General features: G+C 60.2%; 21 protein-coding genes. 5 read left to right on the forward strand and 16 right to left on the reverse strand.

All coding sequences use genetic code 11. The features are described 5' to 3' along the window. The first annotated feature begins 4 nt into the window (after nucleotides 1-4). Entirely contained in the window at nucleotides 5-622 is a 618-nt protein-coding gene (locus tag AAGQ88_RS01825; protein WP_342654295.1) for a DUF1190 domain-containing protein, read from the forward strand. A gap of 6 nt (nucleotides 623-628) precedes the next feature. Here the strand turns inward: AAGQ88_RS01825 and AAGQ88_RS01830 are convergent, their stop codons facing one another. After that, nucleotides 629-1,303, reverse strand: a complete 675-nt coding sequence (locus AAGQ88_RS01830; protein WP_342654296.1) for an anti-sigma factor — start codon at nucleotides 1,301-1,303, stop codon at nucleotides 629-631. Then, nucleotides 1,300-1,938: a sigma-70 family RNA polymerase sigma factor gene (locus AAGQ88_RS01835; protein ID WP_342654297.1), complete on the reverse strand. Its 639-nt coding sequence runs from the start codon at nucleotides 1,936-1,938 to the stop codon at nucleotides 1,300-1,302. Before AAGQ88_RS01835 ends, AAGQ88_RS01830 begins: the two co-directional genes overlap by 4 nt. Nucleotides 1,939-2,135: 197 nt before the next feature. On the opposite strand from AAGQ88_RS01835, the gene AAGQ88_RS01840 reads away from it, so the two are divergent. Further along, entirely contained in the window at nucleotides 2,136-2,684 is a 549-nt protein-coding gene (locus AAGQ88_RS01840) for a DUF2780 domain-containing protein (protein ID WP_177182212.1), read from the forward strand. 48 nt (nucleotides 2,685-2,732) lie between these two features. Here the strand turns inward: AAGQ88_RS01840 and AAGQ88_RS01845 are convergent, their stop codons facing one another. Next, nucleotides 2,733-3,626, reverse strand: coding sequence for an acyltransferase (locus tag AAGQ88_RS01845; protein WP_285426415.1), 894 nt, complete (start codon nucleotides 3,624-3,626; stop codon nucleotides 2,733-2,735). A gap of 194 nt (nucleotides 3,627-3,820) precedes the next feature. On the opposite strand from AAGQ88_RS01845, the gene AAGQ88_RS01850 reads away from it, so the two are divergent. Then, nucleotides 3,821-4,321: an ATP-dependent zinc protease gene (locus AAGQ88_RS01850; protein WP_093468517.1), complete on the forward strand. Its 501-nt coding sequence runs from the start codon at nucleotides 3,821-3,823 to the stop codon at nucleotides 4,319-4,321. Nucleotides 4,322-4,359: 38 nt separating this feature from the next. Here AAGQ88_RS01850 and AAGQ88_RS01855 read toward each other — a convergent pair whose 3' ends face one another. The 9 genes from AAGQ88_RS01855 to AAGQ88_RS01895 form a co-directional block, all read right to left on the reverse strand. Then, the gene (locus AAGQ88_RS01855; RefSeq protein WP_285426413.1) at nucleotides 4,360-4,989 is read right to left on the reverse strand and encodes a glutathione S-transferase family protein; all 630 of its coding nucleotides are present in this window, start codon (nucleotides 4,987-4,989) and stop codon (nucleotides 4,360-4,362) included. A 379-nt stretch (nucleotides 4,990-5,368) separates the two neighbouring features. After that, a complete protein-coding gene (locus tag AAGQ88_RS01860) occupies nucleotides 5,369-5,557 on the reverse strand; it encodes a type VI secretion system tube protein Hcp (protein ID WP_342654298.1) in 189 nt (62 codons plus the stop codon). A 203-nt stretch (nucleotides 5,558-5,760) separates the two neighbouring features. Beyond that, nucleotides 5,761-5,952, reverse strand: a complete 192-nt coding sequence (locus AAGQ88_RS01865; RefSeq protein WP_342654299.1) for a hypothetical protein — start codon at nucleotides 5,950-5,952, stop codon at nucleotides 5,761-5,763. Beyond that, nucleotides 5,949-7,094: a PepSY-associated TM helix domain-containing protein gene (locus AAGQ88_RS01870; RefSeq protein ID WP_342654300.1), complete on the reverse strand. Its 1,146-nt coding sequence runs from the start codon at nucleotides 7,092-7,094 to the stop codon at nucleotides 5,949-5,951. The genes AAGQ88_RS01865 and AAGQ88_RS01870 overlap by 4 nt, the downstream gene beginning before the upstream one ends. An 82-nt stretch (nucleotides 7,095-7,176) precedes the next feature. Continuing rightward, a complete protein-coding gene (locus tag AAGQ88_RS01875) occupies nucleotides 7,177-9,639 on the reverse strand; it encodes a TonB-dependent siderophore receptor (RefSeq protein WP_342654301.1) in 2,463 nt (820 codons plus the stop codon). 218 nt (nucleotides 9,640-9,857) lie between these two features. Further along, nucleotides 9,858-10,850, reverse strand: coding sequence for a FecR family protein (locus tag AAGQ88_RS01880; protein ID WP_342654302.1), 993 nt, complete (start codon nucleotides 10,848-10,850; stop codon nucleotides 9,858-9,860). Then, entirely contained in the window at nucleotides 10,847-11,365 is a 519-nt protein-coding gene (locus AAGQ88_RS01885) for an RNA polymerase sigma factor (protein ID WP_342654303.1), read from the reverse strand. Before AAGQ88_RS01885 ends, AAGQ88_RS01880 begins: the two co-directional genes overlap by 4 nt. Before the next feature lie 177 nt (nucleotides 11,366-11,542). Next, nucleotides 11,543-12,262 (reverse strand): 3'-5' exonuclease, encoded by a 720-nt coding sequence (locus AAGQ88_RS01890; RefSeq protein WP_342654304.1) that lies wholly within the window; start codon nucleotides 12,260-12,262, stop codon nucleotides 11,543-11,545. Between the two features lie 20 nt (nucleotides 12,263-12,282). Further along, nucleotides 12,283-14,217: a putative nucleotidyltransferase substrate binding domain-containing protein gene (locus AAGQ88_RS01895; protein ID WP_342654305.1), complete on the reverse strand. Its 1,935-nt coding sequence runs from the start codon at nucleotides 14,215-14,217 to the stop codon at nucleotides 12,283-12,285. 238 nt (nucleotides 14,218-14,455) lie between these two features. Here AAGQ88_RS01895 and AAGQ88_RS01900 point away from each other — a divergent pair, with 238 nt between their 5' ends. Further along, nucleotides 14,456-14,902 (forward strand): response regulator, encoded by a 447-nt coding sequence (locus AAGQ88_RS01900; RefSeq protein ID WP_093468547.1) that lies wholly within the window; start codon nucleotides 14,456-14,458, stop codon nucleotides 14,900-14,902. Between the two features lie 243 nt (nucleotides 14,903-15,145). Here AAGQ88_RS01900 and AAGQ88_RS01905 read toward each other — a convergent pair whose 3' ends face one another. Further along, nucleotides 15,146-17,323, reverse strand: coding sequence for a malate synthase G (locus AAGQ88_RS01905; RefSeq protein WP_342654306.1), 2,178 nt, complete (start codon nucleotides 17,321-17,323; stop codon nucleotides 15,146-15,148). Nucleotides 17,324-17,771: 448 nt separating this feature from the next. Between AAGQ88_RS01905 and AAGQ88_RS01910 the strand changes: the two genes are divergently transcribed. Next, complete coding sequence (locus tag AAGQ88_RS01910; RefSeq protein WP_093468821.1) at nucleotides 17,772-18,296, forward strand: ACT domain-containing protein; 525 nt, start codon at nucleotides 17,772-17,774, stop codon at nucleotides 18,294-18,296. Between the two features lie 256 nt (nucleotides 18,297-18,552). On the opposite strand, the gene rarD is transcribed toward AAGQ88_RS01910, so the two are convergent. From rarD to AAGQ88_RS01925, 3 genes are all read right to left on the reverse strand, one after another. Further along, a complete protein-coding gene (rarD, locus tag AAGQ88_RS01915; protein ID WP_285426402.1) occupies nucleotides 18,553-19,446 on the reverse strand; it encodes an EamA family transporter RarD in 894 nt (297 codons plus the stop codon). A gap of 203 nt (nucleotides 19,447-19,649) precedes the next feature. Next, a complete protein-coding gene (locus AAGQ88_RS01920; RefSeq protein ID WP_285426401.1) occupies nucleotides 19,650-20,624 on the reverse strand; it encodes a serine/threonine protein kinase in 975 nt (324 codons plus the stop codon). Nucleotides 20,625-20,833: 209 nt separating this feature from the next. Then, a complete protein-coding gene (locus AAGQ88_RS01925) occupies nucleotides 20,834-22,762 on the reverse strand; it encodes a PhoX family phosphatase (RefSeq protein WP_342654307.1) in 1,929 nt (642 codons plus the stop codon). Nucleotides 22,763-22,835: the final 73 nt, after the last annotated feature.

A 22,835-nucleotide genomic window follows, 5' to 3' on the forward strand; every position in this document is an offset into this window, starting at 1 on the left:
GTCGGTGCGTCTGGCCATCGGGGTGATTATGGCGGGCGCTCCGGCGAGCTTGGTGAGCGCCCAGCTGGAGCGCATTACGCCGCACTGGACGTCCTCGACGGTATTTTTCGAAAGCGCCAATGCCTGCATGTGGGCGGGTATTGCGCCCCGTATTTGTCAGGCGGCTCATCGCTCGGCGTTTCGTCAACACCTCAGGGCTGCGCCGGTCTATCGGGAACTGGCAGATTGCGAGGCCGATTTCTTCCCCGGCGAGTGCTTCGCGGTGGAGGCGACACGGCTGTGGTCGCCGTGGTTATCGGGGTTTGCCCTGATTACCCGCGCGCAATTGATACTTGCCGTTGACGACACCTCGCCAGGCGCAAGGCCGCAGCCTTCTGGCAACCGCGATGAGGCGTCCGATACACAGGCGCAGGTGCGCTATTTCAGCGAGCCGTTGTATTGGGAGTCCGATCATCAAGGGGGAAGCCAGTTGACGAGTCTTCGAGAAAAACTTCGCGACGGCGAGCATTTCGACAAAGCGTTCACTCGCCACGCCTGGCTGCAGGCTGGATCTCCGGCGTCGGACCGGCGACTCGCCCGGATGTTCGAACCGCAAAGGCTGTTTCATGTGGCGGCCCCTTGATCGGCGTCAAAGGGAGGCCAGCTGACCTTTATACAGAATCGGTCCGGTCGGCTTGCCGCTCGGCGAGCCGCCTTTGGGCTCGAGGCTGACCGCCATCGTTGTCTTCGCGCCAAGCAGTTCGCGTTGTCTTGCGCTCAATTCGATGCGGCCTTCGCCGTCGTCAGGCAGCAGCCCGAGCGAGACCGGAACACCGTCGGCGGGAATCGCCCACAGTTCCAGGCTGCGGCCTGCTTGCACCGACGCCAGCGCGAGAGGCTCGACCTTCAGATAGCGTTCGAACGCCTGCAGCGCGAGCGCCGGCTGAGCGTTACCCGCCACCAGAACGGCGTTGAAAGCGGGGGTGTCGCGGTTGTAGATCACGCCGACGATGATGGCCACGAGCAATGTGCAGGCGAGGGCGGCAACGCGCATCCCGCTCCAGAACGGACGCCTTGGCGGCAGGTGCAGCCGTTGCGGTTCGATGCGCGCGACGATGTTCAGCCACACGCGCTCGGGCACCGCTTCGGGTGCCAGCGAAGACGTCAGCCCCACAAGGCTTTCCTGCCATTTGGCGACTTCGGCGCGCAGGCCGGGGTCGTCCAGCAGCAACCCTTCGAAACGCCTGCGAGCGGTCGACGGCATCAGGCCGATGGCGTAATCGGCAGCGAGGGCTCGGCGCAGTTCGGGCTGAAGGTAATTCATGATTCCAGGCACCTGCGCAGTCGCTCCATGCCCCGGCGTATCCAGGATTTCACAGTGCCCAATGGTGCGGCCAACTGGGTCACCAGCTCACTGTGAGACGCGCCCTGGAAATAGGCGGTTACGATCGACTGACGCTGCATGCCCTCCAGCGTGTCGAGGCAGCGCTGCAGGGCGGTGGCATCGCGATGGGTTTCAAGTTGCTCGTGTGCGGAGGGCGTCGGATCGAAAAGCGCCATCGCCTGTTCATCGCTCAATGGCTCTTCGCGGTGCTTGCGCAGCTGATCGATGGCCTTGTTGCGCGTGATGCTGACCATCCAGGTCATCGGTGCAGAAAGCCCGGCGTCGTATTGCGAGGCGCTGTTCCATATCCGTACGAATGCTTCCTGAAGCACGTCTTCAGCGTGATCTCGATGCCCCATGCAGCGCAGCGCCACCGCAAAAAGTTGCGCCGACGCTTTGCGATAGAGGGTTTCGAACGCGCGACGGTCGCCCAGTGCACACTGCGCTAAAAGGTGTCTGAGTTCATCGGCATCGACAGAGGAAATAAGGACGCTCCACACACAGCAACGACGACGCGCACGCGGCTCATCGGAATATTGGGAGGTTAGACCAGGTTGAGCCGCAGTTCCATTCATGGGGGCAGCACTCCATCGTTGGGGGACAGGCCCGTTGCAGAGCCTGTGCCGATGTATACGTGGCGCAGAGGTGACTGGATGCAGCCTCGTTGGGTGCTCTTGAGAGGGGGGAACTTCTTTTGGACGCACGGTCCAACGCGTGTTTACCCGGCCTTGCCGGTCTCTTGGAAAATGAGGTTGTTTCGATGAAGGTTTCAATGAAAAACGCGCGCGGTGCTGCACTGGCAACGGTGATGGCCCTGGTGACCACCCCAATCTTCGCGTTCAACCTGAATGACGCGGCAAACGCTGTTTCCAACGCCACTGGCGGTCAGCAGAAAGCGACGGCTGCGCCTGAAGCAGCGGGTCTGTTGAACACGCTGGGCACTCAATTGAATGTCACGCCGCAGCAAGCGGTAGGCGGGACCGGCGCATTGCTGGGTCTGGCGAAGAACAAGCTGTCCGGCAACGACTATTCGAATCTGAGCAAATCGGTTCCGGGCCTGGACCAGCTCTCCGGCAGCTCCGCATTGGGCAGCCTCGGTGGGCTGGGCGGCATGCTGGGTAACTCCGGCAGCAATTCGGCGGTCAATAATGCCTTGGGCAACGTCCAGAGCATGGGCGATGTGAATAACGCGTTCAGCGCGCTGGGCATGGACAGCGGCATGGTCAGTCAGTTTGTGCCGGTCATCCTGCAATACCTGGGCGCGCAAGGCGCGAGCGGCTCGGCACTGTCGGCCTTGAGCGGGGTCTGGGGCGCGAAGTGATTCCGCTGACTGAACACCGCTTTTGAGCGCTACCCGATCCTGCGAGGGTCAAGCGTCTGCGGGGCTAGCCCGCAACGCTTCGATTCTCGCGTTCTTTTCCTCCCACAACCGGTTCACCCACGCCTGTACATATTCGCGAAACGCCGGGTCATTTTCGTAATCGCCCTGCCACAGCGCTGGGTCGAGCTCGCGGGTCTGGATATCGATGATGACGCGCGGTACCTGACCTGAAATCAAATCCCAGAATCCCGGAATCCGCTCGCCCGGATAGACCACCGTAACGTCGAGCACTGCGTCCAGTTGCTCGCCCATCGCCGCCAGCACAAATGCGACGCCGCCTGCCTTGGGCTTGAGCAGGTAACGATAGGGCGACGTCTGCTGCGCCTGTTTGGCCGGGGTGAACCGCGTCCCTTCCAGATAATTCACCACCGTCACGGGCTGGCGCTTGAACAGCTCGCAGGCTTCTTTGGTGATTTCCAGATCCTTGCCCTTGAGCTCCGGGTTTTTCGCCAGAAACGCCTTGGTGTAACGCTTCATGAAAGGGTAATCGAGCGCCCACCAGGCCAGCCCCAGAAACGGTACCCAGATCAGCTCTTTCTTCAGGAAGAATTTGAAAAACGGCGTACGCCGGTTCAGCGCCTGCACCAGCGCCGGGATATCGACCCACGACTGATGATTGCTGATAACCAGATAAGACGTATCGCCGCGCAGCCCCTCATGTCCGCTGATTTCCCAGCGCGTCGGAATGCACAGCCTGAAGATCAGTTTGTTTATCTCGATCCAGGTCTCGGCAATCCACATCACCGCCCACGAGCAGCGATCCCGCATTTCGCCCTGGAACACCAGTTTGAGCAGCGCAAACACCATCAGCGGGCCGAACAGCACCAGCGTGTTGAGCAGAAGCAGCAGCGTGACGGCAAGACCGGTGAGCAGGTGACGCATAAATCACTCGTGGTGGCGAAAGGGCGGGCAATGATAAGCAGCAATGCCGAGGACGCCAAATCCGGCCGTCGCTGACAAAAGTTTCACCGCCGTCCCGGTAGGCTGAAGGTCTTGTTTAGTGAGCGAACCAACGACAAAGTTGCGGTCTAAAATCGGGCCCGTGCAACGCCCACCCACTGCGAGGAACCCATTACGTGAAATCCCTTCTGGCGCTTCTGTCCCTGCTGGCGTTGCCTGTAATGGCCGCCGAACCAACGCTGTACGGTCGTTACGAATACATTCAGGTCTCCGAGTTCGGAGAGACATTCAAGGCCAAGATGGACACGGGTGCGCTCACTGCATCGCTGTCGGCCAAGGATATCGAGCTGTTCAAGCGTGACGGCGATGACTGGGTTCGTTTCCGCCTCGCCACCAAAGACGCCGACAACAAGGTGTACGAGCACAAGGTGTCGCGCATCAGCCGGATCAAGGGTCGCTCCGATGGCGAAGATGAGGATGAGCCGGTCGATCCGACCAAACGTCCGGTCGTAGACCTGGAATTGTGTCTGGGCAACGTCAAGCGCACCGTCGAGGTCAACCTCGTCGATCGCAGCCACTTCAATTACCCGCTGCTGATTGGCGCCAAAGCCCTTCGCGAATTTGGCGCAGCCGTGAATCCGGCGCGCCGCTACACGGCTGACAAGCCTGAGTGCTGAACGCGTGAATTGATCCGGCGCCTGCCATGACAGGCGCGTCAAACTGTAGGCGTGGTCTCCAGCATCGATGGCCGCTGGCTGACTTCGTAGTACCAGTTGGCCAGACGCGGATAACTGCTGCGCCAGCCCAGATCAGGTTGGCGAAAGTCCAGATAGGCGAGCGCGCAGGCGAGGCTGATCGAGGCAATGTCGAAGCTGGCACTCAGCTCGGTCACCGCCTCCGTTTCGAAGTACGCCAGAGAGCGGGAAATCTTCTCGCTCTGGTTGTCGATCCACTCGCCCCAGCGTTTCTCCTCCGGGCGCAGAAACGTCTCGTAACGAATCAGCACGGCCGCATCGAGAACGGCATCGGCCAGCGATGCCAGCGTCAGACGTCTCCAGCGTGCCGAGCCGTCTCGGGGAATCAGCGGATTACCGACATGCTGGTGGTCCAGATAGTCGAGGATGACCCGGCTGTCGTGAATCACGTTATCGTCGGCCAGGCACAGCGCCGGGATCTTTCCGCTGGGGTTGTTGTGGCACAGGTCGCTGTCCGGCGTAACCGGCGTGACCGTCACAGGCCTTAGGCCGACCCTCCCGGTCTGCCCGGTTTCGTGAAGCAGAATCAGCACCTTGCGCGCAAACGGCGAAGCGGCGTTGTAATACAGCGTCATGCTAGGTGCAGACATGGACATTCCCCTGATCGGACCGGCCCTAAGACTAGTCAGGGGCAGAACGCTGCGCAATATCCAGTTGCAAAGGGCTGCGTTTCGCTACCTGGCCTCGTCGTCCTGCCACCAAAGACGCACACTGTTTGTCACGAGTTCCAGTCCCAGAAAACACAGTCCAAAAAGCAATATTTCGTAATCCAGAAAGTGGTTATCTCTTGTCTCCTCAGCCAACACGACCCAAGGCGTCAGGTATTTAAAATAAACGGCAATGAGCGCAAGGCCCGCTATCCACTGAAAACGCCAGTTTCTGGTGATCCGAGATATCCCCAAAACCGTCAGCACCATGATCGCAACTGATAAAAGACTCCCCATCAGCGGCCGGCATTAACCTTCAGCATCAAGGATGCTGAGGACTGTGCCCCTTGAGGTGTCCGCCCGTTGGTTGCTCCGCCCGCCGTACTGCTGTTACGGATGCGCTCTGATAAGTCCCGAACGAATATCCAGTGATCTCAATCCAGTCTTTGTACTGATCATCCAATGATTCACCGGGAATGCCGTCAATATTGAGAAATGCGTCGAGCGTCATCGGTGTATCTCCAGACAATATCGTGAGTGCCGATATGGCTGAATATTGTCCGGGCGAGCGAGCCCCATTGCGGGATGCATCTGGCTCAGGGAGTGTCAGATGTGTTCTGTCTTGTTGCAGGAGTGTTCTTACAGAGTTATCGCCAGTGCATAGCACTGGCTCAAACGTGCGCAGTCAGCCCTTTGAAAAGGATTCACTTCGACTCAAGCCCTGCGCCTTACCATCAGGCCTTTGATGCTCAGCCAGGCGGGGATACCCATGCCGACCCAGGCAAGCACGTCCCAGGCGCCGTCGCCGAGCAGTGCGGCGAAGAGCCCGGCGGCGGTCAGCAGGGCGATCCAGACGGGTTTGCCGAAGGTTTTCCAGAAGGCCGGATGTTTCTTGTGCCGGGTCATGCGACCTCCGCTGTCGCGTGGGAAACGTTGACCGCTGCTGCTGCTGCTGCGGCGCGTCGGCGCACCCACCACAGGTAGACGCCGCTGCCGAGCACGATAATGGTCAGCACGTCGAGAATGCCCCAGAGGATCTTCATCGGCATGCCGCCGTAGTCGCCGAAGTGCAGCGGTTGCGAGAGCATCAGTGCGTCCATGTACCACGGGCTGCTGACGATTGCCGTCACTTTCAGCGTCTGCGCATCGATCAGCACTGGCGTCAGCAGGTGCGAGGTCAGGTGAGTATTGCCTTTCATGAAGACGGTGTAGTGATGCTCGCTTGAAAACCGCGAACCCGGAAATGCGATGAACGAAGGCTCTGCGCCGGGCACGGTGGTTTGTGCGATTTCGAGCAGGCGTGTGGCCGGCGCGCGGTCTGTCAGTGGCGGGGCGTCGCGATAGGGCGCGACCATTGTCATGAGCGCGTCGTTGCGCCATTGCTCGATGACCAGATCCGCGCAGGCGTTGAGCACGCCCGTCAGGCCGACCACGAACGCCCATGTCAGGGTCACCACGCCGATCAGGTTGTGCAGATCGAGCCAGCGCACGCGGGTCGATTTGTTCGGTCGCACGGTGGCGAAATCGAGGCGACGCATGAAGGGTGCGTACAGCACGACACCGGAAATGATCGCCAGCGCAAACAGCAGGCCCATGAAAGCCAGCAGCAGCTTGCCAGGCAGCCCGGCGTACATGTCGACGTGCAGACGCAGCATGACCATCATGAACCCGCCGTTGGCAGAAGGCGTTTCCACCGCTTCGCCGGTCCGGGCATCGAGCATGAAGGTGTGGGTTTCGTTGGGATCGCCCCCGGCGGTTTTACCCATGAAGGCGTAAAGGCCGTTGGCTTCATCTTCGTCCCAGCCAAAATATTGCACGACTTCACCCGGCCGGTGCGCCTCGGCGGCGGCGACCAGTTGCTGCAGATCCTTGCGCGGGGTATCTGCGGGCATTTCCTTGAATTCCGGCGCATCCCCCAGCAAATGCTCGATCTCGTGGTGGAACACCAGCGGCAGGCCGGTGATAGCCAGCATCAGCAGAAACAGCGTGCAGATCAGGCTGCTCCACGTGTGGATGAATGACCAGCGGCGAATGGTTTGGCTTTTCATCGTGCGAATACCGAATTGAACGCAAGCAAAAAGGGCCGCTGTTACGAGCGGCCCTGGTTTTCAGCGATGAGAGTTTAAACGATTACCATTTGTAGTTCACGCTTGCGAGCACGCTTCGACGATCACCGTAGTAGCAGTAGAAGCCATCGCAGGTGGCGATGTATTCCTTATCGAACACGTTGTTCGCATTGACCGAGACGCTCACGCCTTTTAGCGATTTGTTCATGCCGCCCAAGTCGTAATGGATTGCTGCGTCATAGACGGTATATGGATTGCTGTGGCCATAGTTGGAATCGGCGACGAAGCCGTAGCTGCCGATAGCGATGTTATCCGTCTCGCCAATGTAGCGGGCGCCGAAGCCAAGGCCGAAGCCTTCGAGCAAGCCGGTGTGCCAAGTGTAATCACCCCAGATCGATGCGGCATTTTCCGGGGTCAGCGGCAGTGGACGGTTCTTGTCCAGCGGGTCGGTAACCTTCGTCATTTTGCTGTTCGCGTACGTGTAGGACGCCGTCACTTTGAGGTTGTCGGTGACGTTGCCCACAGCTTCGAGTTCGAAACCACGCACCTTTGCCTCGCCGAGAGGACGCGAGGTGCCAAACGTGTCGCTCAGAACAATATCGCGACGCGTCAGGTCATACGCGGCCGCAGTGAACAGCAACTCGGTACCCGGAGGCTGATATTTCAAGCCTACTTCGTACTGTTTGCCGGTGCCTGGCTTGAACGCGCTGCTCTGGCCGGTTTGAGCGTTTGCCGCGCCACCCTGTTCAGCCTGGAAGGATTCGGCGTAAGAAACATAAGGCGTGAAGCCTGAATCGAAGACATAGCTGAGTGCTGCGTTGCCAGTAAACGCGCTGTCGGTGCGGTCATCCCGGTCGTCAGCAAGGTTATAGAACTTCGTCTTGGTCTTGAGCAGGTCCTGCCGGCCACCCAAGGTCAGGCGCCATTTATCCAATGCCATCTGGTCTTGAATGTAGATGCCAAGATCGTCGGTTTTCTGGTTGTAGTCCTGATACGCGGTGTATGCGATGTTGCTGAAATCCTGACCATAGATCGGATTAGCAATGTTGCTGGTAGGTGCGGCGCCGTACTGCCATTTGTAGTTGTGATTGATGCGTTGATAGTCAGCGCCCAGCAGGACCTTGTGCTTGAGCACACCCGTGTCGAAGTCCGCTTCGAAGTTGTTGTCCAGAGCGAACTGGCTAATGTCTTCGTTAACGACGTTCGCGCCGCGCTGAACAGTGCCGTCGTCAGACACGGAGCCAAAATATCCACCGGCGGTCACGCCCTGGAAGGCCAGGTCACTTTTGGTGTAGCGCACGTTCTGCTTGAACCGCCAGACGTCGTTCAGGCGAGTTTCGAACGCATAACCCAAGGCGTAATAGGTCTTGTCGTAGAACTCCCAATCAGGATCGCCCAGATTTTCGTGGTATTTGATGCGCCCGACGGCTGACGGGTATTTAGTCCCTTGAATGGGCAGGAACTGGCTGGTGATGCCAGTATCGTCGCGGTTGAACTGGCTGAGGAAAGTCAGTTTTGTTTCGGAATCCGGATTGATGTTCCATGTCACGCTGGGTGCGATGTTGTAACGCTTGTCATCAACGTGATCGACCGAAGTGCCGCTGTCACGCACCACGCCGCTGACACGGTATTCAAAAGTATCCGCATCATCGATCTTGCCGGTGCTGTCGAAACTGATCTGCTTGCGGTTGTAACTGCCGACTTGAACCTGCACCTCATGGCTAGCGTCTGCGTCGGGGCGGCGACTGACCATATCGAGCATGCCACCGGGCGGCGTCTGACCGTAAACAGATGAGGCTGGGCCGCGCAGTACGGCTACGCGCTCAAGATCCCACGTCTCCATTTTCGGCATCACGTAGGCACCTTTCGGCAGCGGCAGACCGTCGAGGAACTGAGTTGGCTCAAACCCCCGGATTTTCAGCCACTCGGCGCGGCTGTCGCTGCCATAGCTGCTGGCCACGACGCCCGGCATGTAACGCACCGCATCGTCAAGATTCTGTACTGCGCGATCCTGCATCTGCTGACGAGTCGCGACAGAAATCGAGCGGGGGGCTTCAACCAGTGCCGTGTCGGTTTTGGTTCCTGCCGCCGTCCGGGTCGCCACGTAGCCTTCAACCGGCCCCCACGCCGTTTCGTACCCATCCTGACGACCCTGAATGCTGGTCTCTGGCAGCGCCATCACACCCTCAGGTGCTGCGATGAGGCTGTACGTGCCCGCTGACGTCTGGCTCAGTTGCAAGCCCGTGCCGCGCAGTGCCTGGGCCATGGCGCCCGGTGCGTCGAACTGGCCCTGAACCGGTGCCGAAGTCCGGCCGGCCGCCAACGACGGATCCAGCGACAGCGCCAGGCCTGCCTGGCTTGCGATCTGGGTCAGCGTGGTGGAAAGCGGTGCAGCCGGCAGATTGTAGGCCCGCACGCTGGACGCCTGAGAGGCCGCCATGAGCTGCGTGCTCGCCAATGGCGTGGCGAGAGCGACGGCGACAGCCAGAAGGCTGGGGCGCAGGTAGGTTTGAAGCGTGCGGGACATGGGCGGCTCCTGAGGTTGAATGGTTCTCAATGCCTATGTGCCGAACGAGATTTGAAAAGTGATAGGGCTGATCGAAAATTATTTCGATTTGCGTTTTGCGGGCTCAATCCCGGCGTAGGTGATCCTGCGGACTTATCTGCGATACCCGGTTACTGCGCGAATCGAGGTCTCGATGGACCTCATCGCAAAATGTTCGCCTGCGCGGAAGAATGGCGGGGTTACAGCTTGCGCGCCTGCTGCGTATCGCCCGGCACGACGGTGACCCACCATTGGGTGCGTTCTTCGATGGCCACCGGCAGTGTCGGTGTCAGGGCCTTGAGCGCCAGATCGGTGTTGTTCAGCGGGAAGCTGCCGGTGATGCGAAGGTCGGCCACGCTGGGCGCTACGCTCAGATGGCCACGACGGTAACGACCCAGCTCGGTGATCACGTCCTCCAGACGGGCGTTGTCCACCACCAGCATGCCACGCATCCAGGCGTCCGCACCCGGCGCCAGTGCCACCATCGGCCCCAACGTACTGCGCTGAATGAGCATCTGTTGGCCTTCGTGAAGGATCAGCTCATGATTGTTCGCTTGTGGATGTGCGGCAACGGCTGACTGCAACACGCCGAGCAGCGTGCCGTCTTCTTGCCGCTTCACCAGAAACTTCGTACCCAGCGCGCGCATTTGCCCTTCGCGGGTCTCGACGATGAAAGGGCGCGGATCGTCGTGACTGCCGGTCTCGACGAAGATTTCACCTTCCTGGAGCACGACGCGGCGCATTTTGTCGTCGAACTTCACATCCAGTGCGCTGTGGGTGTTCAGGCGAATCAGCGTGTTGTCCGACAGCCGGATCGTACGCTGCTCGCCGGTGGCCGTGCGCTGATCGGCCAGCCAGTAATTGAGCGGCAGGTAGTGATCCGACAGGAAAAGCGTAAGGCCCAGCGCCACCGCAATGCCGGCAACGCCTCGTCCAAGCTTGCGCATCTGTTGGCCGACGCCGTCACGCGAGCGCATCAACGCTGAGCGGGCCGGGCCGGTCGCGCCAACAAAGCGCTGGTCGAGCATGCCCAGTTGTATCCACGCGCGGGCGTGTTCGTCGCTGGCCGCATACCACTTGGCGAACTCCTCGCGCTCGGCATCGCTGCCCTGGCCACAATCCAGACACAGTTGCCAGGCGATAGCCGCGTCGAGCACTTTCGCCGAAACCGGGCGAACAGGCATGCGGCTCACGTCGGCTCGCCATACAGCGCGATGTAGCACTGGCGCATGCCCTGAGCGAGGTACTGACGCACGCGCGGCACCGAAACACCGATTTTCTCAGCGATTTCCGGGTGGGTCATACCGTCCAGACGGTTGTACAGAAAGGCAGCGCGCGCTTTGGTCGACAGTTTGCCAAGCATGCGGTCGATCGCCTTGAGGTCTTCGAGAATGAGTTGCTGTTCCTCGAGGGAAGGTTGCTCGGCTTCGGGAATCAGCATCAGCTCTTGCAGGTAGGCCTGCTCCAGCGCTGCGCGGCGGAAGTAATCGAACAACAGGCCTTTGGCGACCGACACCAGAAACGCCCGGGGCTCGCGGGGTTCGGGCAATTGTTCGCGACCCAGCAGGCGAGTGAAGGTGTCCTGGCTGAGGTCCTCGGCACGATGCGGGCAGGCGACGTTTCGCTTCAGCCATGCCAGCAACCAGCTGCGATGGTCGCGGTAGAGCGTTCCGACAAGCTGATTTTGAGGACTTTGAGTTAACGACACGAGCGCACCGAGGAGAACGAAGTGACTAACGAGAACTATTCGCGATTGTGGCAGAGCCAATGGATGCTGGCAATTGGTCGTCACGACAAGGAGCCGAACGGTTTGCGACAGCAGGTCGGTATGGAGGAATGCGTCGCTGTCATCTGGAGACAGGTTATTGAAGCAACAGTCACTCGGTCAGAAAGAATGCGACTGCTGCCTGCGTCGCCACTTCGCCAGGCCTTGCTCCAGCTGGATCGGGCTGTCCATCTCCTGACGGCGGGCGTGACTGAACAGGATCAGCGCCAGCTCCGCCGTGACCATGGCGTCGGCGCTGGCGTGATGCCGCTCTTCGGCGTGCAGGCCGAAGAACGCCGTCCAGTCGTCCAGCCCGGCCTGACGCAGGCACGCCTTGGGAAACAGCAGCGGCGCCAGTTCGGCCACGTCCAGAAAAGGATGCTGCAGGCGATAACCCAGGCTTTCCTTCAATGCACGACCGATCATGTGCTGGTCGAAAGGCGCATGAAACGCCAGCAAGGGTGAGTCACCCACAAATGCCATGAAATCCAGCAGTGCGTCCACCGGCTCGCTGCCTGCGGCAATCGCGCTGGGCCCAAGGCCATGAATCAGCACGCTCGGGTTCAACTTGTGATCGGGGCGCAGCAACGTGCGCTCGAACTGCTGAGCCAGATCGATCGCACCGTCTTCGATGACCACCGCGCCAATCGACAGCACTTCGTCGCGGCTCATGTTCAGGCCGCTGGTTTCCAGATCGAGCACGACCCAACGCTGCTGACGCAGCGACTTGGCGTTCAGGGCAGCAGGGCGTGGCAGCTCGCTCAGACGCAGGCGCTGGTCAGGGGTCAGGTCAGGCGCTTTTGCGCGCTTGGGTGGCTTTAGCCACTGAAACAGGTTCATGAGCTGGGCATTCACATCGCTTACAGTTGATAGCGCACGTTCAGGCTGGTTTGCAGCCGTTGCGCCTGGCGGAAGGCCTCGCGCAGGATCCGGCGATCCAGATGGTTGAGGACATCGGGGTCGATACGGTTCGAGTACGGCAGATTCTGTCGGCTTTGTTGCTGGTGTTGCTGCATACGCGTCTGCTGGATGAAGTGGTACGCCTCCTCGTAAGCGGCGCCATCCAGCGGATCGATGACTTCTTTGGCCACCAGCTGGCGCAGGCGTTCAAGGGTATTGTTGGCGGCGATTCCGTTGGCCAGGGCGAGCAGGCGCGCGCCGTCCACGAAAGGCGTGAGGCCTTGGGTCTTCAGATCCAGCGTGTCTTTTTCGTTGCCCTTGCGCGCCACCACGAAGTCCTTGAAGCGCCCGACTGGCGGGCGCTGGCGCAAAGCGTTGTCGGCCATCATGCGCTGGAACAATTTGTTGTCCGCGACCTGCGCAAGGATGCTCTGGCGCAGCTGCTCGCCGCCGCTTTCGTCGCCCCAGACCACACGCAGATCGAAATAGATGCTCGACGACAGCAGGTTTTCCGGTGTGGCTTCACGTATGAATGAAGCAAAGCGTCGCGCCCACTCGATGCGCGACAGGCACAGTTCAGGGTTGCTCGCCATGATGCCGCCCTTGCACAGCGAAAAGCCGCATTGCGCCAGGCCCTGATTGATCCGCTCGGCGATTGGCAGCAGACGTCCCCGGATCTCGGCGGCTTCTGCGGCGTCTTTGGCTTCGAACAGAATGCCGTTGTCCTGATCGGTGTACAGGGTCTGTTCGCGGCGGCCTTCGCTGCCGAAGCACAGCCAGCTGAACGCAATGCCCGGATCACCTTTCTCCTCCAGCACCAGCTCGATGACCCGGCAAACCATGTGATCGTTGAGCAGCGTGATGATCTGGGTGATCTGCGTCGACGACGCGCCGTGGGCCAGCATCCGGTCGACCAACTGGACGATATCGCCACGCAGGTTGCTTAACGAATCGATGCGCGGGGCGTTGCGGATCGTACGCGCCAGATGCACCAGGTCCACTCGCTGCAGGGAAAACAGATCACGCTCCGACACCACGCCGCACAAGCGCTGATCCTTCACCAGGCACACGTGGGCGATGTGCCGCTCAGTCATGGCGATGGCGGCATCGAACGCGCTGGCATCGGGGCTGAGATAGAACGGCGACTGAATCATGCTGCGTTCGATGGGGGCGCCGAAGTCAGCCGTGACGTCGGCCACGACCTGCCGCAGATCGCGCAGCGTGAAGATCCCAAGAGGCGCCTTGGTCTCATCGACGACCACAATGCTGCCGACCTGTTGTTCGTCCATCAGCTTGACCGCTTCGCGCAACGGCGTGTGCGGGGGACACGTCACCGGATGACGCATCGCCAGTTCGCCCAGGCGGGTGTTGAGCGAATACTGCGTGCCCAGCGTTTCAACGGCCTTCTGCTTTACTTGTTGATTGACCTGTTCGAGCAGGCTGCTGACGCCGCGCAAGGCAAAGTCGCGGAAGGTGCCGGAGAGGGCAAACAGCTTGATGAACGCCTGCTTGTTCAATTGCAGGCAGAAGGTGTCTTCGGCGGCCAGATGCTCAGTCCGGGTAGCGCGCTCGCCCAGCAGCGCGGCGAGCGGAAAGCATTCGCCGGTGGTGATTTCAAACGTCGTCTCAGTACCGCCTTTGGCCGAATGTGGGCGTTCACCGACCACCCGACCCTGTTTGACGATGTAAAAGTGCTCTACTGGCCCATCGCCAGGCTTGATGATGCTCTCATCCGTAGCGTAGAAACGCAGCTGGCACTGTTCGACCAGATACGCCAGGTGAGCATTCTCCATCTGGTTGAATGGCGGGAATTTTTGCAGGAATTGCATCGTGCCGTGAATGTTCTGCAACACGGCTGTCTTGCCTGCCTGGGTGAAAGCGTCCGCTTTGCTCATGACCGATACCGCTTGTTTTTATACGCTCCATGGTCGACCGCTTATCGGACAGTGCCCATTGGACGTAAGTCTTAGGTGACGGAAATGGCGCTGGATGACATCGAACAGTGGTGTTAAAACCTCTCGGTGCGTATCGCGCAAAGGCTTGAAGAGCCTGGCAGGAAGCCGACAAAGTGCGCAGCGTATTCTGTCTTTATGCGCTGTCAGAATGAGAAGTCGACGGGAAGATGAGACGGGTATGTTCGATCACGATATTTTGAGTGATGAAGAGCGCGAGGCCCTTAATGAGGTGATGCTTGCGCCTGCATCGCAATCGCCACAACGGGTGTTGATCGTCGATGACGACAAGGATGCTCGGGAAGTTCTGGCCGAAATTCTCAGTCTCAACGACATCAGCTGTATTACCGCCGCGGGCGGCACCAGTGCCATGCACTTGCTGGAAACCCGACCCTCGATCGCGCTGCTGATCACTGATCTGCGCATGGCGCCATGCGATGGTCTGGACCTGATACGACAGGTGCGCGACTCGGATCGTGCGGCGTTGCCGATCATTATCGTGTCGGGCGATGCGCACGTGCGCGATGCCATCGATGCGATGCACCTGAGCGTCGTGGACTTTCTGCTCAAACCCATCAATACCAAACAGCTGCTTCGTCTGGTGAAGCGGGAATTGGGGATGGCGTAGTGCCCCGCAGTCCACTGTAGCCCGCGATATATCGGTACATCCGGCAATATTGTGTCGGATGTACCGGCTTATCGCGGGCGAGTGCGCTCCTGCAGGAGTCATCGTTACCGCAGCCGTTCGGCTCGCTGGCGGTGATTTTCCCAGAGTTGCCAGAGCGGGTAGAACTGTTGTGCTGCTGAATCCCTCAACAAAGAAAAAGGCGGTGTGTCGTGAGACACGCCGCCTTTCTGTTCACCGGGGCATTTACAGACCGTTCTTCGCCTTGAACTCACGACGGCGGCGATGCAGCACCGGCTCGGTGTAGCCGTTCGGCTGCCGGGTGCCTTCGATCACCAGCTCAACAGCCGCCTGAAACGCGATGTTGCTGTCGAAGTCCCCAGCCAGTGGCCGATACAACGAATCGCCTGCGTTCTGACGGTCCACAACCGGCGCCATGCGCTTGAGGCTTTCCATCACTTGCTGCTCGGTGACCACGCCATGACGCAGCCAGTTGGCGATGTGCTGGCTGGAAATACGCAGCGTGGCACGGTCTTCCATCAGGCCGATGTCGTTGATGTCCGGCACCTTTGAACAACCGACGCCCTGATCGATCCAGCGCACGACATAGCCGAGGATGCCCTGGGCGTTATTGTCCAGTTCGTTCTGGATTTCCTCCGCCGACCAGTCAGTGTTCGGCGCCAGCGGAATGGTCAGAATATCGTCGACCGACGCCGGTGCGCGCTGAGCCAGTTCGGCCTGACGGGCGAACACGTCGACCTTGTGGTAATGCAGCGCGTGCAGCGCGGCGGCGGTCGGCGAGGGCACCCATGCGGTATTGGCGCCCGCCAGCGGATGAGCGATTTTCTGTTCCAGCATTGCGGCCATCAGGTCCGGCATCGCCCACATGCCTTTACCGATCTGCGCGCGGCCTTGCAGGCCACACTTGAGTCCGATATCGACGTTGGAGTTTTCGTACGCGCCAATCCACTTTTCAGCCTTCATCTGCGCTTTGCGCACGACCGGCCCGGCCTCCATCGAGGTGTGAATTTCGTCGCCGGTGCGGTCCAGGAAACCGGTGTTGATGAACACCACCCGCTCGCTTGCGGCCTTGATGCAAGCCTTGAGGTTGATCGTCGTCCGACGCTCCTCGTCCATGATCCCGACCTTCAACGTGTTGCGCGGCAGACTCAGTACGTCTTCGATGCGGCCGAACAACTCGTTGGTGAACGCGACTTCTTCCGGGCCGTGCATTTTGGGTTTGACGATATACACCGAACCCGCACGGCTATTGGCCCGCGAGGTATTGCCCTTGAGGTTGTGAATCGCCGCCAGGCTGGTCAGCAGACCGTCGAGAATACCTTCCGGCACCTCGTCGCCCTGATTGTCGAGAATCGCATCGATGGTCATCAGGTGACCCACGTTGCGCACGAACAGCAGCGAGCGTCCGTGCAGCGTGACCGGTGTTCCTTCAGGCGAGGTGTAGACACGATCTGGATTCATGGTGCGGGTGAAGGTGGTGCCGCCCTTGGCGACCTCCTCGGACAGGTCGCCTTTCATCAGGCCCAGCCAGTTGCGATAGACCACGACCTTGTCGTCGGCATCGACCGCGGCGATGGAGTCTTCGCAATCCATGATGGTCGTCAGGGCTGCTTCCATCAGCACGTCTTTGACGCCTGCTGCATCGGTCTGGCCGACAGGGCTGGTGGCGTCGATCTGGATTTCGAAATGCAAGCCGTTGTGCTTGAGCAGCAGGGCAGTGGGCGCTGACGCATCGCCCTGGAAACCGATCAGTTGCGCGTCGTCACGCAGGCCCGTGTTGGTGCCGCCTTTCAGGCTGACGATCAGGACGCCGTCGACCAGCTTGTAGCCGGTGGAGTCGACGTGAGAGCCGGCGGCCAATGGCGCGGCTTCGTCCAGAAAGGCGCGGGCGAACGCAATGACCTTGTCGCCGCGTACCTTGTTGTAGCCCTTGCCTTTTTCCGCGCCGTTCTCTTCGCTGATGGCATCGGTGCCGTACAAGGCGTCGTACAACGAACCCCAGCGGGCGTTCGAGGCGTTGAGGGCGAAGCGGGCGTTCATGACCGGGACGACCAGTTGCGGACCGGCCATGTGGGCGATTTCTTCATCGACGTTTTGCGTCGTGGCCTGGAAGTCCGCCGCTTCTGGCAGCAAATAACCGATTTCCTGCAGGAAGGCTTTGTATGCGGCGGCGTCATGGGCCTTGCCAGCATTGGACTGATGCCAGGCGTCGATGCGCGCCTGGAAGTCATCACGTTTGGCGAGCAGGGCTTTGTTTTTCGGCGCCAGCTCATGAATCAGCTTGTCGGCACCGGCCCAGAATGCAGCGGCATCAACACCGGTTCCGGGGATGGCTTCGTTGTTCACGAAATCCAGCAGGACTTTGGCGACCTTAAGGCCACCGACTTGAACGTGCTCAGTCATTGCTTGCCTCACTCTACTCAGCTATCTGCGCTTCAATCTTGAGCGCTCTCTTGTTAAAGCCATCGACATCGCTGCTTGGCGCACGCCAGAACATGCCATCACTGGCGGCTGGGACTCGCGCCCTGTTGAATGCAGTGACGCTGGGTCAGGCATCGTTTTACGTCTGGGTAACGGTATGTAGTGAACGCGTGGGGATACTACATGATGAGTCGCGGTGTGAAAATCACACAAAATATGTCACCGAGCGACCGGAAATTCGGCTGTGGTCATATCGCGGTTACGGATGTTCTCAAAAACGGTATGGATTGTTCCAGATAATTATCAGGATCGTACACATAATCTCTCCCGCTGAAGCCGTCGGGCGTAGTCGCAGCCCTTGCCTATACTTGCCCGACAGCCTTGCAGGCAGATGTATCTGCCCGCGGACGGGCATAAATAGGAGTCGACCGTGGATCATCTTATCGTCACCGTTTTCGCCCCGGACAAGCCAGGTCAGGTCGAGCAAATTGCCGCGTGCGTTGCCGATCATGGTGGAAATTGGCTGGAAAGCCGCATGACCCACATGGCCGGGCAGTTCGCCGGCATTCTGAAAATCGGAGTGCCTGCCGAATCCCAGGATGGATTGCGCAGCGCCCTGCAAGCGCTGTCGGCAGATGGCATTCGCGTGCAGTTCGCCGAAGGGGGCGTTGAAACGTCCGCCGCCTGGAAGCCCATCAACATGGAACTGGTTGGCGCGGACCGTCCCGGCATCGTGCGCGATGTCACGCGCTTGTTGACTGAGCAGGGGGTGAACGTTGAGCGGCTGGTGACTAACGTAGAGCCAGCGCCGATGAGCAGCGAACCGTTATTCCGCGCGCACGCCTTGCTGGGGCTGCCGTTGACCCTGTCTCTGGATGTTTTGCAACGCTGCCTGGAAACGTTGGCCGACGACCTGATGGTTGAGTTGACACTCAAAGCGGACGAGCAGGTCTAGGCGGCTTTCCGAGGGCGCGTTCTGCCGAGATGCACCCCCGCCAAGGTTATCCAGTATTTTCATGCGTCTGGCTGTGGATAACCTGCGGATACTGAGCTGCAAGGCACGTAGATGAAGGCTTTGCTCAAGTTGATCAAAAAACGTTCATATTCAACGGCTTGTGCACAAATAGGTTGAATGAGGTTGTGGATAACCTGCGCGTTGTTTGCTGCAGGCCACGTGCACCGTGGCCTGTAGCGCGCTGGTTATTAAATGATCAGCGCTCGGCCCGACGTCGCATCGCAAGCCAGGCGTCAACGCTGTAGATGATCAGCCCGGTCCAGATGAACGTGAACGTGACCATTGTCGCCGGGTTCATGTGCTCGCCGAACATGAGCACTGCCAACGCCAGGACTAACGTCGGCGCGATGTATTGCAAGAAGCCCAGTGTGGCGTAGGGCAGATGTCGGGCGGCGGCGTTGAAACAGACCAACGGCACCAGCGTGACCGGGCCTGCGGCGGCAAGCCAGATCGCTTGCGAGGTGGTCCAGAACTCAGGTTGAGCGCTATGCGCCAGCGGGTTGAACACCAGCCAGCCAATCGCCAGCGGCACGAGGATCCAGGTCTCCACGACCAGCCCCGGTAACGCCGCAACGGGCGCCTTTTTCCGGATCAGGCCGTAGAAACCGAACGTGAACGCCAGCGCGAGAGAGATCCACGGCAGGCTGCCCACTTGCCATACTTGCTGGGCCACGCCGACAAGCGCGAGCAGCACCGCGACCCACTGCAGCGGGCGCAGTCTTTCGCGCAGCAACACCAGACCCAGCATCACGTTCACCAGCGGGTTGATGAAGTACCCCAGGCTCGCTTCGACCATGTGGTCGTTGTTCACCGCCCAGACGTAGATCAACCAGTTGGCGGCGATGAGCGAGCCGCTGCACGCCAGAATGGCGAGGCGTCGCGGGTTGTCACGCAGCTCGCGCCACCAGCCGGGATGCTTCCAGACCAGCAGCAACAAGGATCCGGATATCGCCGACCAGATCGCGCGATTGACGATGATTTCCAGCGCAGGCACTGCTGAAAGCAGCTTGAAGTAGATGGGGAACAATCCCCAGATGATGTAGGCGCTAAGGCCGAGAATGTACCCGCGACGCGGGTTGGCAGCTTGCATGTAAGGTCCTTCGGCAAGTTGTTTTTATAAGGTTAAAGGGTGGATATGCGCAGGCGTGAGCCTGCTCGCGATTAAAGGTCGGTTTCTCAACCAATCCGTTCCCACGAAAAGAACGCGGAACATGCGGCGCTGTAGGACCGGCTTCAGCCGGGAAGAGGCCTTTCCAGCCGAGCACGGTCAAGCCCTCACCGGCAGCGGCAGGCTCAAAACAGCTTCAATGGCTCCTCGTTCAGTGCGGCGGCTTGCTCGCGCAACGCCAGGACCTGGTCGCCCCAATAGCGTTCGGTGCCGAACCAGGAAAAACTGTGCGGGAACGCCGGGTCGTCCCAGCGGCGGGCCAGCCATGCGCTGTAATGCAACAGACGCAGGGCGCGCAACGGCTCGATCAGCGCCAGTTCGCGCGGGTCGAAATCGTGGAATTCGTTGTAGCCGTCCATCAGCTCCGATAACTGACTCAGGCAATCCTGACGGTCGCCCGCCAGCATCATCCACACATCCTGAACCGCCGGGCCCATGCGGCAGTCATCGAGGTCGACGATGTGGAAGATCTCATCGCGGGTCATCATGTTGCCGGGATGACAATCGCCATGCATGCGAATGTTCGTATGAGGAGTGGCCGCGTAGGCATCTTCGACGCGCTTGAGCAGGTCCTTGGCGACCGACTCGTAAGCAGGCAGCAGGCTGCGAGGGATGACGTCGTTTTCCAGCAGGTAATTGAGCGAGTCATGCCCGAAATTCTTCACGCCAAGCGCTTCACGATGCTGGAAGGGGCGAGTGGCGCCGACCGCATGAATACGTCCCAACAGTTGGCCCAGACGATAAAGCTGGTCCAGGTTGCCCGGCTCCGGCGCCCGGCCGCCACGGCGCGGGAACAGCGTAAAGCGAAAGCCGGCGTGCTCGAACAATGTCTGGCCGTTATGGACAAGCGGGGCGACGACCGGAATCTCCACATCCGCCAGTTCAGCGGTGAAGCTGTGCTCTTCGAGGATGGCGTCGTCGGTCCAGCGGTTGGGGCGATAGAACTTGGCGATCAACGGCTGGCCTTCGTCGATGCCGACCTGATACACCCGGTTTTCATAGCTGTTGAGGGCCAGAATACGGGCATCGCTGACGAAGCCGATGCTTTCGACGGCATCCAGCACGAGGTCAGGTGTAAGTGTTGCAAACGGGTGGGCCATGCTAACTCCTGCGCGCAGCAGGCTGCCGCGTCGGGCCAGTCATGGTAACGCAGAGCGGGACAAAACTTGCACATATCCTGCAACGGCGCGCTTGCGCCGGGCGCATCTGAATGACGAGGCCCGTGCATCCACAGGCTTTCCGTCGGATCTCATTCAGCACGACGGGCAAGCGCGCTCCTGCAGGTGCGGCGGCTACAATCGGCGGCCCGTCACGCGCCGATCACCCCACCATCCTCCCGGGTGATCACCATTACCGACGATCGTGGCTTGCCGTTGGGCAGATGCTCGGGAAAGGTCGAGCCGCCGTTCTCACCGGGATGCTGAATGCCGACGAGCAGCGCCTTCTGGTCCGGCGCGAAACTGATCCCAGTGACTTCGCAGCCCACGGGGCCGACCATGAACCGGCGAATTTCACCATTTTGCGGGTCGGCGCACAGCATCTGATTGTTGCCCATGCCGGCGAAGTCTCCGGTATTGCTGGAGTCGCCGTCGGTGAGAATCCACAGACGACCGGCGTTGTCGAAGCCCAGGCCATCGGGGCTGTTGAACATGTTCAGCGGGTTGATGTTTGCCGAGCCGCCTTGGGGCGTGCCGCCGTGCACGCCCGGGTTTCCGGCCACGACGAACAAATCCCAGGCGAAGGACATGGCGGCAGCGTCCGAGCCGGCTTCCTGCCAGCGCAGAATCTGCCCGTACTGGTTTTTCGCACGCGGATTCGGTCCGCCCACCGGCTGCCCCTCGTCGCCGCGTTTGATGTTGTTGGTCAGCGTGCAGTAAACCTGACCGTCCTTCGGGCTGACCACGATCCACTCCGGCCGGTCCATGCGCGTGGCCTTCACCTGGCTTGCGGCCAGGCGAGCGTGAATGAGCACTTCGGCCTGACTGGCAAAGCCGCTCGAAGCATCGATGCCGTTTTTGCCGTGGGTCAGTTCGATCCACTTGCCTTGACCTTTCGGGCGGTCCGGGTTGCTGTCGCCTTCATCGAACTGCGCCACATACAGGGTGCCGTGATCGAGAATGTCGCGATTGGCCTTGGGATTCTTGTGATCGACTTTGTCGCGGCTGACGAATTTGTAGATGAACTCGCCGCGCTCGTCGTCGCCCATGTACACGACCACACGGCCGTCCCGGGTTTCGGTCAGCGCGGCATTTTCATGCTTGAAGCGACCCAGCGCCGTGCGTTTGACCGGCGTGGACTCGGGATCGAACGGATCGATTTCGACCACCCAGCCATGACGATGCGGCTCGTTAGGGTTTTTCGCGATGTCGAAGCGCGGATCGTGCAGGTGCCAGTTGACTTCCTTGCTGGCGGCGACGATGCCGTAGCGCTTGGTTGCCGGATCGAATTGCTGTGCAGGATCGCTGCTGCCGAAGCAGTCAGTGAAGTTCTCCTCGCACGTCAGATAGGTCCCCCACGGCGTTTTGCCGTTGGCGCAATTCTGGAAAGTGCCGAGCACCGCCTTGCCGGTGTTGTCGGCAGCGGTTTTCAGCCAGTCGTGGCCTGCGGCCGGGCCGCCCAGTGCAATCGGTGTGTTGCCGTGAATACGGCGGTTGTAGCGCGAGCCTTGGACGAATTGCCATTGCCTGCCTTCGCGCTTCACTTCGATGACCGATACGCCCTCGCTGGCCTGTGCCTTGTGCACATCTTCCGCGGACTGAGGGTCCCTGCCATGGTCGAACAGGTAGCGGTAGTTGGTGTATTCGTTGTTGATCGCCATCAGTGCGCGACGGGCGTTGTCGGGATTGTCACCCGGGAAGGTAAACAGGCTCATGCCATCGTTGTTGTCACCGAATTGCAGCTCCTGGGCCTTCGCCGTGCCCTTGCCGCTGGGGTCGAACGCTGGCCCGCCATTGTGCAGCGGCTGGCCCCAACTGATCAGAACGGACGAGGTGTAGCCCGGCGGCAGGCTGATGCTGTCGGCAGTGGCTGCGGGGATGCTGTCAAAGCCCAGCAGAGTGCTGTTGCCTGCGCTGACGCTCGACGCCATGACGCTGCGGCTGAGTAGATTGCCGCCCAGAAACATCGCCGCGCCGCACAGGGCGCCCGCGCTGATGAAGCCTCGGCGGGTAAGACCTGTGGCCTGATGTTGCACAAGATTTTCGAGGTCAGTGGACTGGTGTTCTTCTAATAGCGTCATCACGGGCTTCCTGCGGTTTTGTGCAAAACCATAGGCAGTCCGGATGACGCTATTGTGTCAGTCGCATGACGAC

Origin of the sequence: Pseudomonas sp. F3-2 (assembly GCF_038804275.1) — a bacterium.
Taxonomy (GTDB): Bacteria; Pseudomonadota; Gammaproteobacteria; order Pseudomonadales; family Pseudomonadaceae; genus Aquipseudomonas.